The sequence below is a fragment of the Sphingomonas sp. Leaf208 genome, assembly GCF_001421415.1.
In the GTDB taxonomy this organism is placed as follows: domain Bacteria; phylum Pseudomonadota; class Alphaproteobacteria; order Sphingomonadales; family Sphingomonadaceae; genus Sphingomonas.
Window position 1 is genome coordinate 26556 of sequence record NZ_LMKH01000023.1, and the last position, 14168, is coordinate 40723.

A 14168-nucleotide genomic window follows, 5' to 3' on the forward strand; every position below is an offset into this window, starting at 1 on the left:
CGCGACGGTTTGGCGTCGGTCCGACGACGCGCCGAAACTCTAGATGAGGCGTTAGGTCACATCCCCGGATATCGCTCGAACGCAGGCAGAGCGGCCACATCCGTCATCCACGCCAAACGGTCGGCCACCTGGATATGCGCACCCGGCGCGACCGCCTCGGGATCGTCCAGCGTACAGGATTGCACGTCGATGATCCCCGGCAGATACGCGGCATTGGTATAGAACAGGCCCGTCCCGCACCGTCCGCAGAATTGACGCCGACCGCTCGCCGACGATTCATACGTCACCGGATCGCCCGAGATGGTCACCTGCTCGGACCTGAATGCGATCCAGCCTACCATGGGCGCACCCGCGCTTCGCCGGCAATCGCCGCAATGGCACAGCGCGTGATGCTCGGGTTCGCCCTCCGCGACATAGCTGATCGCTCCGCAATGACATCGTCCCGCCAGCATGCCCGCCTCCCTCTATGTTCTCAACTTGTTCCACGTATCGTCGAACCGCGCAAGCCATACCCGCTTGCCCCATCGCCCCCCGTTCCCTACCTGTTCACCGGTGAACCAGATCGCCCAAACGTCCGCGCCGCAAGCAGAGCCTCCCTATCTGCGCGGTCTCAATCCGCCGCAGCGCGAGGCGGTGCTGACCACCGACGGGCCCGTGCTGATCATCGCCGGCGCCGGCACGGGCAAGACCGCGGCGCTCACTGCACGGCTCGCGCACCTGATCTTTACGAAGAAGGCGTGGCCGTCCGAGATTCTCAGCGTCACCTTCACCAACAAGGCCGCGCGCGAGATGCGCGAGCGCGTCGGTCGGCTGGTCGGCGATGCGGTCGAGGGGATGCCGTGGCTCGGCACCTTCCACGCGATCGCCGCCAAGATGTTGCGTCGCCATGCCGAACTCGTCGGGTTGCAATCGAACTTCACGATCCTCGATACGGACGACCAGCTACGCCTGCTCAAGCAGCTGATCCTCGCCGCGGATATCGACGAGAAACGCTTCCCGACACGCAGCCTCGCCGGGCTGATCGACCAGTGGAAGAACAAGGGCCTCGTCCCCGCCGATATCGATGCGGGCGAGTCCGAGCGCTACGCCAACGGCCGCGGCGGCGAGCTGTACCAGCAATACCAAGCGCGGCTGATCGCGCTCAACGCGTGCGATTTCGGCGACCTGCTGCTCCACATGCTGGTGATCCTGAAGACGCACCGCGACGTGCTCGCGCAGTATCAGCAGCGCTTCAAATACATCATGGTCGACGAGTATCAGGACACCAACTCGTCGCAATATCTCTGGCTGCGGCTGCTCGCGCAGGAGCGCAAGAACATCGCCTGCGTCGGCGACGACGACCAGTCGATCTATTCGTGGCGCGGTGCGCAGGTCGAGAACATCCTGAAGTTCGAGCGCGACTTTCCCGGCGCGAAGGTCATCCGCCTCGAACAGAATTACCGCAGCACGCCGCACATCCTCGGCGCGGCGTCGGGCGTGATCGCCAACAATGGCGGGCGGCTCGGCAAGCAGCTCTGGACCGAGCGCGACGTCGGCGAGAAGGTCAAGGTCATCGGCGTCTGGGACGGCCCCGAGGAAGCGCGCCGTGTCGGCGAGGAGATCGACATCGTCCGCCGCTCGGGCAAGAGCCTCGACGAGGTCGCGATCCTGGTCCGCGCGCAGCACCAGACGCGCGAGTTCGAGGACCGCTTCATCGCGATCGGGATGCCGTACAAGATCGTCGGCGGCTTCCGCTTCTACGAACGCGCCGAAATCCGCGACGCGCTGGCGTACCTCCGCGTCGTCAACCAACCGGCGGACGACCTCGCTTTCGAACGGATCGTCAACGTCCCCAAGCGCGGCCTCGGCGACAAGGCGGTGGCGCGCATCCACCAGCTCGCGCGCGCCACCGGCACGCCCCTGACCACCGCCGCCGCGCGCATTCTCGACACCGACGAACTGACCGGGGCTGCGAAGAAGTCGCTGGGACGGCTGGTCGGCGACATCGCCCGCTGGCGCGACATGGCGACCAGCCTGCCGCACGCCGAACTCGCCCGGCAGTTGCTCGACGAGAGCGGCTACACCGCGATGTACCAGGCCGAGAAGTCGGTCGAGGCGACCGGCCGCCTGGAGAACCTCAGCGAGCTCGTCCGCGCGATGGAGGAGTACGACTCGCTCGGCGCGTTCCTCGAACACGTCAGCCTCGTGATGGACAACGAGGGCGGCGCGCAGGACCCGCAGGTCACGATCATGACCATCCACGCCGCCAAGGGCCTCGAATACGACACGGTGTTCCTGGTGGGCTGGGAGGAAGGGCTGTTCCCGTCGCAGCGCTCGTTGGATGAAGGCGGCGTAAAGAGCCTCGAGGAGGAACGACGCCTGGCGTACGTCGCGATCACGCGTGCACGGCGACTGGCGGTCATCATCCACGCTGCTAATCGCCGCATCTACGGCCAGTGGAACTCGTCGATCCCCTCGCGCTTCGTCGCCGAACTTCCAGCTGAGCATATCGACACCGAAACCACGATGTCCGGCGGCGCGAGCCTCTGGCAGGCGAACTGGTCCGACCGCGCCGATCCGTTCGCCGACGTTGCACGCGGCACTGGCCGCGGCCCCGGCTGGCAACGCGCATCAGGCACCGGCAGCACCTTCTCCACCAAACCCGCCCGCGTCGTCGAAAGCCGCTCCAGCGCGATCAGCCTCGGTAACAAGGGCCGCGACGACCTCTCGCTCGGCCAGCGCGTGTTCCACCAGAAGTTCGGCTACGGCGCGATCGCTGAAATCGAGGGCAACAAGCTGGAAATCGATTTCGAACAGTCGGGCCGCAAGCGCGTGATGGACAGCTTCGTGACGCTCACGCCCTAACGACATCAACCGGGAAAACGATCAGCCGGCGGTCTGATCGGCGAGCGAGAAGATCCGCTGCATCACCGCCCATTTCGGCCCGTCCGCAGCGATCGGCTTCTGATACACGTCCATCGCCGTCTCCCAGGACGCGACGACCGGCTGTAACTCCGGGTCGGCCGCGCGTGGAAAATCATCCTCGACCTCGGCGATCATCACGAGCCGGTCGGCGACCTGCCATATCTCCATCTCTCGATACCCCCGCTGGACGATGTCGCGCACGACCTCGGGCCACACGGCACCCGGCGCGTGTCGTTCGCGATAAGCGGCAATCAGCGCTGCGTCGTCGACGAGGTCCAGCGCGGTCACGATGCGATACGTCACGGAAATTCCTTCGATACGGCGTACTCCCACGACAATAGCGTCGCCGCCCCTTTTCAAAAGTCACTTTGACTAATAAAACCGACGAAACGCACAACGACGCGCAGGAGATGGAATGAGACTGTCCGGCAAGACCGCGGTAGTGACCGCGGCGGCACAAGGCATCGGCCGCGCCACCGCGGAACGCTTCCGTGACGAGGGCGCACGGGTCTTCGCGCTCGACCGCGACGGCGATGCGCTGCAGGCCATCGACGGCGTCGAACGTCTGGTCGTCGACCTGCTCGACGCCGACGCGATCGCCGCTTTGCCCGCCACGATCGGCGGCATCGACATTCTTGCCAACGTCGCCGGCTTCGTCGCGGCGGGCGATATTCTCCAGGGCAGTGACGACGACTGGATGCTGTCGTTCGACCTCAACGTCCACGCGATGCACCGCATGACCCGCGCGTTCCTGCCCGGCATGCTCGCGCGCGGCGGCGGTGCGATCGTCAACATGAGCAGCATCGCGTCGAGCGTGAAGGGCATCCCAAACCGCTACGCCTACGGCGCGTCGAAGGCAGCGGTGGTCGGGCTCACCAAGGCGATCGCCGCCGATTTTGTCGGCCGCGGGATCCGCTGCAACTGCGTGTGCCCCGGCACGATCGAGACCCCTTCCCTCCGCGAACGCATTGTCTCGCAGGCGGGAACGCAGGGCATTTCGGTCAGCGAGGCCGACGCGGCGTTCGTCGCGCGCCAGCCGATGGGCCGGCTGGGACGCGCCGAAGAGATCGCCGCGCTGTTCCTGTATCTCGCCAGCGACGAATCGAGCTTCACCACCGGCGCGGTCCACGTGATCGACGGCGGCTGGGTCAACTAAGGATCATCCGATGAAATTATTGCGTTACGGCCCGCGCGGCCAGGAAAAGCCCGGCATCCTCGATCAGGACGGCGCGATCCGCGCGCTGCCCGCGGACCTCGGCGACATCGCCGGTGACCTGCTGTCCCCCGAGGGGCTCGCGAAGATCGCCGCGCTCGATGTGGCGACCTTGCCCAAGGTCGACGGCGCGCCACGGATCGGGCCGTGCGTCACGCGCACCGGCAAGTTCATCTGCATCGGCCTGAACTATTCGGACCATGCCGCCGAGAGCAACATGGCCCTCCCCGCCGAGCCGGTCGTGTTCGGCAAATGGACCAGCGCGATCCAGGGCCCGAACGACGATGTCGAGATCCCGCGCGGCTCGGAGAAGACCGACTGGGAGGTCGAACTCGGCGTCGTCATCGGTACGCCCGGCCGCCACATCGCCAAGGAAGACGCGCTGTCGCACATTGCCGGCTATTGCGTCGTCCACGACGTGTCCGAGCGAGCGTTCCAGCTCGAGCGTGGCGGCACGTGGGACAAGGGCAAGGGCTGTGACACGTTCGGCCCGATCGGTCCCTGGCTCGTCACCGCAGACGAGGTCGGCGATCCCCAAAAGCTGGGCCTGTGGCTCGAAGTCGACGGCCATCGCTATCAGGACGGCACGACTGCCAACATGATCTTCGACGTCGCAACGATCGTTTCGTACCTCAGCGATTTCTGCACGCTCGAAGCCGGCGACATCATCTCGACCGGTACGCCGAAGGGCGTCGGCCTGGGCCAGAAGCCGCCGGTCTATTTGCGCGCGGGCCAGACGGTGCGGCTCGGCATCGAGGGTCTCGGCGAACAGGTTCAGACGATGGTCGCCGCCGCATGACGACCATCACCGGTCTGCGCACGATCGACCTTCGTTTCCCGACCAGCGCGGGGCTCGACGGGTCCGACGCGATGAACCCCGATCCGGATTATTCGGCCGCCTATGTCGTGCTCGACACCGATACGGACGGTCTCGAAGGCCACGGCCTCACCTTCACGATCGGCCGCGGTAACGACATCTGCGTTGCCGCGATCGAGGCGATGCGGCATCTCGTCATCGGGCTCGACCTCGACTGGATCATCGAGAATCCGGGGCGGATGTGGCGACACCTGACCGGCGACAGCCAGTTGCGCTGGATCGGCCCCGACAAGGGCGCGATCCATCTCGCGACCGGCGCGGTGGTTAACGCGATCTGGGATTTGTGGGCGAAGGCGGTCGGCAAACCGGTCTGGCGCCTCGTCGCGGACATGACGCCGGAGGAACTAGTCCGGACGATCGACTTCCGGTACCTGACCGACGCGATTACGCCCGGCGACGCGCTCACGCTGCTGACGAATCGCGCTGCGGGCAAGGCCGAGCGGATCGCCGATCTCGAGGCGACCGGTTTCCCTTGCTACACCACGTCGGCGGGGTGGCTCGGCTATCCCGACGACAAGCTGCGTCGGCTCGCGCAGGAAGCGGTCGATGCCGGCTTCGACTATATCAAGCTCAAGGTCGGTCGCGATCTGGAGGACGATATCCGTCGCCTGACGATCGCACGCGAAGTGCTCGGCCCCGACCGCAAGTTGATGATCGACGCGAACCAGGTGTGGGACGTCCCGCAGGCGATTGAATGGGTGAACGCACTCGCCTTCGCGAAGCCCTGGTTCATCGAGGAACCGACCAGCCCCGACGATATCCTGGGCCACCAGGCGATCCGCAACGCGATCGGCGAAGTGAAGGTCGCGACCGGCGAGATGTGCCAGAACCGCATCATGTTCAAACAGTTCATGGCGGCAGGCGCGATCGACGTCGTGCAGATCGACAGCTGCCGTCTGGGCGGCGTCAACGAAGTGCTCGCGGTGCTGTTGCTGGCGGCCCGGTACGACCTGCCGGTGTGTCCGCATGCCGGCGGCGTCGGCCTGTGCGAATATGTCCAGCATCTGTCGATGATCGACTATCTCTGCTTCTCCGGGACCAAGGAGGAGCGCGTGATCGAGTATGTCGACCATCTCCACGAGCATTTCGTCGACCCCTGCGTGATCCGCGACGCAGCCTACATGCCGCCGACGCTGCCGGGCTATTCGATCGAGATGAAGCCGCAGTCGCTGATCGACTATCGGTTCGCCGGGTGAAGCTCGGGCTCGACGGCAAGGTCGTGATCGTCACGGGCGGCGGGGCCGGTATCGGCCTCGCCATCGCGCGCGGGCTGGCGGAGGAGGGCGCGATCCCGGTGATCGTGTCGCGAAGCGCGCCGGAGGATTTCACCCCCGAGCATCTGTTCGTCGCGACCGAATTGTCCGACGACGCTGCGTGCGCGGCGGCGGTCGAGGCGGCGGTCGCATGCTATGGTCGGATCGACGGGCTGGTGAACAACGCCGGCGCCAACGATAATATCGGGCTCGGCCGGACGCCGGCGGAGTTTCGCGCCTCGCTAGACCAGAACCTCGTCCATTATTTCGCGATGGCGCATCACGCGGTGCCGCATCTGCGCAAGACCGGCGGCGCGATCGTCAACATCTCGTCGAAGACCGCGGTCACCGGTCAGGGTGACACCAGCGCGTATGCCGCCGCCAAGGGCGCGCAACTGGCGCTCACCCGCGAATGGGCGGTGGCGCTGCGCGGCGATGGGATCCGCGTCAACGCGGTGATCCCCGCCGAGGTGATGACGCCGCTCTACCAGCGCTGGATCGACAGTTTCGACGATCCGCAAGCGAAGCTCGACGGCATCGTCGCGCGCATTCCGCTCGGCCACCGCATGACAGAGGATCGCGAGATCGCCGACACGGTGGTCTTCCTGCTGTCCGACCGGGCGAGCCACACCACTGGGCAGTGGCTCTATGTCGATGGCGGCTACACCCACCTCGACCGCGCGATAGACTGACAAACATAAACATAATCAGGAGTGGATCATGAGCGGAACGACCGCCGACAGGAAATATGTGCCGGCGATCGTGCTGACGGTCGCGCTGTTCTTCCTCTGGGGGATGGCGAACAACCTCAACGACATCCTGATCGCGCAGTTCAAGAAGGCGTTCACGCTCACCGACTTCCAGACGAGCTTCGTCCAGCAGGCCTTCTACATGGGCTATTTCCTGCTCGCGGTGCCGGCCGCGCTGGTGACGCGCGCGAAGGGCTACAAGACCGCGATCGTTACCGGGCTGGTGCTGTATGCGGCGGGGGCGCTGCTCTTCTATCCCGCGGCGCATTACGGGGAGTATCTGTATTTCCTCGCCGCGCTGTTCGTGATCGCGTGCGGGCTGGCATTCCTCGAGACGTCGGCGAACCCGCTGATGACCGAACTCGGCGACCCGACCACCGCAGCCAAGCGGCTCAACTGGGCCCAGGCAGCGAACCCGGTCGGCACCGTCGCGGGCGTGCTGATCGGCAAGTATTTCATCCTCTCGGCGATCGTCCACGACGAGAACGCGGTCGCGGCGATGAGCCCGGCGGCGCGCGAGGCCTTCTATCGCAGCGAAGTCGTCGCGGTGCAGACGCCGTATCTGGTGATCGGGCTGGTCGTGCTGCTGTTCGCGGTCGCCGCCGCAGTGATCCGCTTTCCCGAGCATCGCGCGGAAGAAACCGTCGGCGCGCCATCGCGGTTCGTCGACGTGTTCCGCCACCCGCGGCTGATCTTCGCGACGGTGACGCAGTTCTTCTACGTCGGCGCGCAGGTCGGCATCTGGAGCTATACGATCCGCTATGCACAGGCGAACGTCCCCGGCATGGCCGAGCACGACGCCGCGGACTACCTGTTCGCAAGCCTCGTGCTGTTCGGGATCGGCCGGTTCGCCGGCACCGCGCTGATGGGCAAGATCGCCCCCCCTCGCCTGCTCGCAATCTTCGCGGTGGTCAGCGCGTTGCTTGCTGCCGTCGCGGGTCTCGTCGGTGGGCAGATCGGGTTGTACGCGCTGGTCCTCGCCAGCCTGTTCATGTCGATCCAGTTCCCGACGATCTTCGCGCTCGGCATGGACGGGCTCGGCCCGCTCCGTCGCGCGGGCGCTTCGCTGATCATCATGGCGATCATCGGCGGCGCGGTGCTGACCGGGCTGATGGGGCATATCTCCGATCTCGCCGGGATCGACACCGCGATGCTGGTGCCGGCGGTCTGCTTCCTGGTGGTGCTGGCGTTCGCGGTGAAGGCCGGGCGGACGCTGTCGGGGGATGTCGTGCAGCCGACGATCCACTGAGCAACGGAGCACCGCAAGGCGAAGACAGTTGGCAGAACCTCGCCACTCGCCACCACCCCGGCGGAGGCCGGGGCCCAATTGGAAAGGTCGACGTAATGAAGGACGGTCTCCGGTTACCTCCGCCGCCCAATTGGGCCCCGGCCTTCGCCGGGGTGGTGGCCTTTGTTGGCGTGCGTGAGCGTGAAGCGAGCCTTGCGACGCCCTGCCCTCAGACCAGAATACTCCGGTCGATCTCCGCAATCGACCGCACCCCCGTCAGCGCCATCGCCACGCGCATCTCGCGCTCGATCAGCGTCAGCAAATGGGTCACGCCAGCTTCCCCCCGCGCCGCCAGCGCATACAGCCACGCCCGTCCCAACAGCACGCCATCCGCCCCCAGCGCCAGCATCCGCACCACGTCGAGCCCCGACCGCACGCCCGAATCCGCCAGCACCGTAAGCTGTCCCTTCACCGCCTCCGCGATCGCCGGCAGTGCCGCCGCGCTTGACAGCACGCCGTCGAGCTGCCGCCCGCCATGGTTCGACACGACGATCCCGTCCGCACCGATCGCCGCCGCCTCGCGCGCGTCATCCGGATCTAGGATGCCCTTGATGATCAGCGGCCCGTCCCAGCCTTCGCGGATCCATTCGAGATCCTTCCACGCGATCGACGGATCGAAATTGTTGCCGAGCCAGCCCATGTAATCGTTCAGCCCGCTCGCCTTGCCCAGCACCGGCTCCAGGTTGCCGAGCTGGTGTGGCCGCCCGTGCACCCCGACATCCCACGCCCAGCCGGGACGCCCCATCGCCTGCAACATCCGGCGCAGCGGAGCGCGCGGCCCCGACATTCCCGAATGCTGATCGCGGTAGCGCGCGCCCGGCACCGGCATGTCGACCGTGAACACCAGCGCCTTCGCGCCTTCTGCCTTCGCCGTGGCAAGCAAATCGCGCATGAACGCGCGGTCGCGAATGACGTAGAGCTGGAACCAGGTCGGCCCGGTCGGCGCCGCCTTCACCACCTCGCCGAGCGAACAGAGCGACACCGTCGACAGGCAGAACGGCACGCCCGCGGCATGCGCTGCGCGCGCCGCCTGCGTCTCGCCGCGACGATGGTACATGCCCGCGATCCCGACGGGCCCGAGCCCGACCGGCAGCGCCTGGTGCTGGCCGAACAGCGTCGTCGACAGATCGATATCGGACACGTCGCGCAACACGCGCTGGCGCAACGCGATGCCCGACAGGTCGCTGACGTTGCGCGCGAGCGTCGCCTCCGCATAGGAACCGCCATCGGCATACTCGAACAGGAATCGCGGCAGCCGCTTGCGTGCAGCCTCGCGGAAATCGAGCGTCGAGGCGATCGTCATGCGGCATCTCCCATATTGTGCACATCGATCCCGAAATCGCGGCGTACGACGTTCCCTAGCAAGCCAACGCCTCCGCCAGCAACTTTCAGATATGAAAGATTGTTGTTTCGACGCCGCGCGCTTGCGGCATAAGGATCGCGCCCGCAATCACGATAGCTTCGACCATGCCGCTTCCCTCGCCGCCGCCTCCGCCAGACACCAATAGCGCCAGTCCGCGCGTCTATTCGGCGCCCGCGCTGGAAAAGGCGATCGACATCATCGAACTGCTCGCGCGCGAACCGAATGGCCTGACGGTCAGCGAAATCGCCACTCGCCTCGCGCGGTCGATCAGCGAACTCTTCCGCGTGATCGTCGTGCTCGACCGGCGGGGGTGGCTGCACAAGGATCCCGGCAGCGATCGCTACCGGGTGACCTACAAGCTCCTCGAAACGGCGCACCGCGCGACCCCTGCGCAGGAACTGACGCACGTCGCCGCGCCACTGATGCAGACCTTGGCGGCGACCGCGATGCAATCCTGCCATCTCGTCGTCGTCAACGGCACGTCCGGGCTGATCATCCTTCGACAGGAAAGCCCCGGCCCGACCGGTTTCGCCGTTCGTCTCGGCACCAGCATAGCCTTGGCGACAAACTGCTCAGGTCACGTCCTGCTCGCCTTCATGGCCGACGATGTCCGATCCGCGATACTCGACCAAACGATGGACCCGGCGGCCCGCGACGCGCTCGATGCCGCCTTCGCCGAAATCCGCGAACGCGGCTATGAATCGATCCGCAGCGCACGGATGGGCGGCGTTTCCGACATCAGTTGCCCGATCTTCGGCTTTGACGGCCACGTCGTTGCCGCGCTGACCATCCCGTTCCTCGAGGTCATCGACGAAACGCCGCATATCTCCGCCGAAGAAGCGCTGGTCGCGCTGAAGCACACCGCGACGCAGATTTCGCAAGCGCTAGGCTGGTACGCGCCGAGCGAGACGTCCGCCTGACGTCTGAGGCCGTGGTCGTGAGCCGCATCCCTATCACTTGCCACCCTCATCCGCGGCTGAGTGCGTCGAACGTAGGCCCATATCGACCAGCCAGATGGCGTTGGCGGGGCCGCATTGAAGGTCATCCTGAACAGTTTCTTTGCTGAGATCCGCTATCCACTCATCCGGGTAGAATAGTATTTATCTACCCGGCGACTGGTCAACGATACTAGAAACTTTTAAATGAATTGAATGGTTTGGCGCTCGGGATCATCGGATCGCGGGCCACTCCGGCCTGATGTCATGGCCCCGACAAGAGGGGCTTTTCATGACTCGGCATCCTAGTTTTTCACGCGTTGCGACGCTCGCTGCTGTCGGCATCACCACGCTGTCGCTCGCTGCGTGCGTCAATCCGTCGGCCAAGATCGCCACCTCGCTGGAGGGGTATGGCTTCCAGCCTGCGCAGTCGCAGTGCGTCGGTGACCGGCTCGAGGCGAACCTGTCGCTTGGCCAGCTCCAGCAGCTCGGTCGCGCGGCCAAGGCGTCGCGCGAAGGCGACACCACGCCGGGCCGCCTGACGGCCAGCGACTTCGTTCGCGTGTCGGGTCAGGTCAAGGATCCCAAGGTACCGCTCGAGGTCGGCAAGGCCGCTGCTGCGTGCGGCATCCTGACCGACCCCGCATCACCACTCTAATCCGGAACCGCGGCATCGAGGCCAAGGCACACCCAAGGCACACGACGCCGCGCAACGGCAGACGTCAGGCCCCGTAGAGGGTTTCAAGGGACACACACATGCAAGACGTAACCTATGCGGGCGATACGGTCGTATCGAACACCCGCGATTTCGGGGCGCAAGCCTGGAGCTATGTCGAGATCTGGACACCCCGGATCATCGCGGCGCTGATCATCCTCGTCATCGGCTGGGCGATCGCCCGGGCCGTGAAGTGGGGCGTCGCCAAGCTCGTCAACAAGACGCCGCTCGCGATCCACGCGAACGAGCCGAACGCAAACCCGCGCAACCCGACCACCATCGGCGCGCAGGTCGGTGATGCTGCCTATTGGGTGGTCCTCCTGATCGCGCTGTTCCTCGCGACGCAGCCACTGGGTCTGGCCGGGGCAACCGGCCCACTCGGCGACATGCTGCAGGGCTTCGGCACGGCCATCCCGCGGATCATCGGTGCCGCGCTGATCTTCTTCCTCGGCTATGTCCTCGCCAAGGTCGCCAAGAAGGCGGTCGAGGCGGTCATCACGGCCAGCCATGTCGAGCGCTTCTCGACGCATGTCGGCGCGACCACGCCGACCGACCCGACGATGTTGCCGCGTACCATCGGCGGCATCGTGTTCGCGCTGATCATCATCCCGGTCTCGATCGCGGCGCTCGACACGCTCAACATCGCGGCGATCTCGCAGCCGGCAACCGCCATGCTGCGCATCATCCTCGACGCTATCCCGCACGTCATCGCCGCCGGCATGATCCTCGCCGTGGCCTATGTCATCGCCAAATTCGCGTCGCGTCTGTTGACCCAGTTCCTGGCAACGACCGGCTTCGACCGGACGATCGGGTCGATCGGCATCTTCGGCAACACGGAAAACCGCGAACTCGGCGCCACAGGCCAGTCGTTCGTGCCATCGAAGACGGTCGGCACCGGCGCATTCGTCGCGATCCTGATCTTCGGCTTGATGGAAGCGTTCCGCCAACTGAGCTTCGCCTATGGCTCGCAGATCATGGCCGAGGTGCTGACGCTGTTCGGGCAGGTCGTGTTCGGGGCGATCATCATCTTTGCATCGGTCGTCATCGCCCGCTTCGTGGCGCACGCGATCGAGCGTAACGGCGACCAGGGCACGCGCGTTGCCGCCCCTGTCGTGCGGATCGCGATCATCGTGCTCGGCACGGCGATCGGCCTGCGGTTCATGGGTCTGGCCGACGACATCATCAACCTGGCGTTCGGGTTGCTGCTCGGTGCGATCGCCGTCGCCTTTGCCCTGGCGTTCGGCCTGGGTGGTCGCGATGCGGCCGGGAATGCCGTGAAGCGGATGCTCGACGGTGCCAAGTCGACCGATGACCGCACCACCCCGGCCATCGATGGCGACCGTACGACGCCCTCCTCAGGGATGGATCGTCAGTCGGACGGCAATTTCGCCCGTCAGGACGACCGCGGCGACGTGCGGGACCTTTCCGACCGCACCCAGATCTGACCGTCCTTCCCTAAATAATCAAAGGAGACTCTCATGAACACCGATACCCTCAACGGCGCAGCCACCAACGTCGGCGGCAAGCTCAAGGAAACGCTTGGCGGCGCGATCGGCGACACGTCGCTGCAGAGCGAAGGCGCCGCGGACCAGCTTGGCGGCACGATCCAGAAGACCGTCGGCCAGGCCAAGGATGTCGTCGAGGACAACATCCGCCCGCTGCTCGACTATGTCCGCCAGTTCTCGAAGGAGCGCCCCTTCACCGCAGCCGCCGTGGCCGGCGTGCTCGGGATCGCGGTCATCAACACCCTGCGCGGGAAGTAAACCGCCAGAGACGCCGCTTCCCAACGGCGGGTGGGGCAGCGATCGCTGTGCCCTGCCCGCCACCCCAAAGACCGACGGGCGCTCATCGAGGTGCCCATGTTAGGCACAAAGACATGGCCGACAGTCCACACCTCCAGCGCGCGTCGACCATCGGCACGTCCGCTGATCAGGCAGCCCGACCCCGCCGTATCGCTACCGCGCGACGGCTGGCCGCCGAAGTCATCGGCACGTTCTGGCTGGTCCTGGGTGGTTGCGGTGCTGCGGTCCTTGCCGCGGGCACGGGCGTCCCCGGCACGATCGGCATGGCTGGGGTGGCACTGGCGTTCGGCCTTACCGTCTTCACGATGGCGTTTGCCGTCGGCTTCATCTCAGGTGGCCACTTCAATCCGGCCGTCAGCGTCGGCTTGACGGTCGCCGGCCGCTTTCCCGCTCGCGACTTGCCGGGCTATGTCATCGCGCAGGTCATCGGCGGCATATTGGGCAGCGCGGCGCTCGCTGCACTGGCATCGGGGACCGCAGGGTTCGACCTAGTCGCCAGCGGGTTCGCCGCGAACGGCTACGGCGTGCATTCGCCGGGCGGATACGGCGCGGCAACCGCGTTCCTTTCCGAGGCGCTGCTGACCGCCGGTTTCCTGACGGTAATCCTCGGCGCGACCGACGAGCGTTCCCCGGCAGCGTTCGCGCCGTTGTCGATCGGTCTCGCGTTGACGCTGATCCATCTCATCTCGATCCCGATCGACAACACGTCGGTGAACCCGGCGCGCAGCACGGGTCCCGCTCTGTTCGTCGGCGGGTGGGCGCTGTCGCAGCTCTGGCTGTTCTGGATCGCACCGCTGAGCGGCGCCGCGGTAGCTGGCCTTCTCGGTCGCTGGCTGTTCGCGCATACCGACGAAGATCAATCACCTGGCCCGATCGGCGATACCCCGGTCGAACTGATGGTCGGCGATGACCGCAATACTGCGCCGCGTGAAGGATAATCAGTTCGGCAGCCGCCAGAATGGGAAGCAGTAGTTCACCTGGTCAACAACAACACGACACCTGAAGCAGCAATACAAGAACCGGTCTGAGATAATATCGTAGTTAATACCGTCAATATCGACTTAAGTAA

At 65.7% G+C, this 14168-nt stretch carries 14 protein-coding genes; 11 read left to right on the plus strand and 3 right to left on the minus strand.

The features are described 5' to 3' along the window. Positions 1–56: 56 nt before the first annotated feature. Entirely contained in the window at positions 57–452 is a 396-nt protein-coding gene (locus ASE69_RS10075) for a GFA family protein (protein WP_056485909.1), read from the minus strand. A 109-nt stretch (positions 453–561) separates the two neighbouring features. Here ASE69_RS10075 and ASE69_RS10080 point away from each other — a divergent pair, with 109 nt between their 5' ends. Continuing rightward, positions 562–2844 (plus strand): ATP-dependent helicase, encoded by a 2283-nt coding sequence (locus ASE69_RS10080; protein WP_056486916.1) that lies wholly within the window; start codon positions 562–564, stop codon positions 2842–2844. A 21-nt stretch (positions 2845–2865) separates the two neighbouring features. Here the strand turns inward: ASE69_RS10080 and ASE69_RS10085 are convergent, their stop codons facing one another. After that, positions 2866–3207, minus strand: coding sequence for an L-rhamnose mutarotase (locus ASE69_RS10085; protein ID WP_056485913.1), 342 nt, complete (start codon positions 3205–3207; stop codon positions 2866–2868). Between the two features lie 112 nt (positions 3208–3319). Here ASE69_RS10085 and ASE69_RS10090 point away from each other — a divergent pair, with 112 nt between their 5' ends. From ASE69_RS10090 to fucP, 5 genes are read left to right on the plus strand one after another with little or no spacing between them, the layout of a single operon-like run. Further along, positions 3320–4060: an SDR family oxidoreductase gene (locus tag ASE69_RS10090; protein WP_056485917.1), complete on the plus strand. Its 741-nt coding sequence runs from the start codon at positions 3320–3322 to the stop codon at positions 4058–4060. Positions 4061–4070: 10 nt separating this feature from the next. Next, positions 4071–4916: a fumarylacetoacetate hydrolase family protein gene (locus ASE69_RS10095; RefSeq protein WP_056485920.1), complete on the plus strand. Its 846-nt coding sequence runs from the start codon at positions 4071–4073 to the stop codon at positions 4914–4916. After that, positions 4913–6190, plus strand: coding sequence for an L-fuconate dehydratase (locus tag ASE69_RS10100; RefSeq protein WP_056485923.1), 1278 nt, complete (start codon positions 4913–4915; stop codon positions 6188–6190). Before ASE69_RS10095 ends, ASE69_RS10100 begins: the two co-directional genes overlap by 4 nt. Further along, the gene (locus tag ASE69_RS22570) at positions 6187–6939 is read left to right on the plus strand and encodes an SDR family oxidoreductase (protein WP_056485926.1); all 753 of its coding nucleotides are present in this window, start codon (positions 6187–6189) and stop codon (positions 6937–6939) included. Before ASE69_RS10100 ends, ASE69_RS22570 begins: the two co-directional genes overlap by 4 nt. A 28-nt stretch (positions 6940–6967) precedes the next feature. Beyond that, positions 6968–8245 (plus strand): L-fucose:H+ symporter permease, encoded by a 1278-nt coding sequence (gene fucP, locus ASE69_RS10110; protein WP_056485928.1) that lies wholly within the window; start codon positions 6968–6970, stop codon positions 8243–8245. 208 nt (positions 8246–8453) lie between these two features. Here the strand turns inward: fucP and lldD are convergent, their stop codons facing one another. After that, positions 8454–9587: an FMN-dependent L-lactate dehydrogenase LldD gene (lldD, locus tag ASE69_RS10115; protein ID WP_056485930.1), complete on the minus strand. Its 1134-nt coding sequence runs from the start codon at positions 9585–9587 to the stop codon at positions 8454–8456. Positions 9588–9751: 164 nt separating this feature from the next. On the opposite strand from lldD, the gene ASE69_RS10120 reads away from it, so the two are divergent. From ASE69_RS10120 to aqpZ, 5 genes are all read left to right on the plus strand, one after another. After that, the gene (locus ASE69_RS10120) at positions 9752–10567 is read left to right on the plus strand and encodes an IclR family transcriptional regulator (RefSeq protein WP_056485933.1); all 816 of its coding nucleotides are present in this window, start codon (positions 9752–9754) and stop codon (positions 10565–10567) included. Between the two features lie 307 nt (positions 10568–10874). Next, positions 10875–11240, plus strand: a complete 366-nt coding sequence (locus ASE69_RS10125; protein WP_056485936.1) for a hypothetical protein — start codon at positions 10875–10877, stop codon at positions 11238–11240. Positions 11241–11338: 98 nt separating this feature from the next. Next, entirely contained in the window at positions 11339–12742 is a 1404-nt protein-coding gene (locus ASE69_RS10130) for a mechanosensitive ion channel (RefSeq protein WP_056485937.1), read from the plus strand. 33 nt (positions 12743–12775) lie between these two features. After that, positions 12776–13060, plus strand: coding sequence for a CsbD family protein (locus ASE69_RS10135; RefSeq protein WP_056485942.1), 285 nt, complete (start codon positions 12776–12778; stop codon positions 13058–13060). A 113-nt stretch (positions 13061–13173) separates the two neighbouring features. Further along, positions 13174–14037 carry an aquaporin Z gene (gene aqpZ, locus ASE69_RS10140; RefSeq protein WP_082453060.1) on the plus strand — a complete coding sequence of 288 codons (864 nt, stop codon included), beginning with the start codon at positions 13174–13176 and terminating at the stop codon, positions 14035–14037. Positions 14038–14168 lie beyond the last annotated feature (131 nt).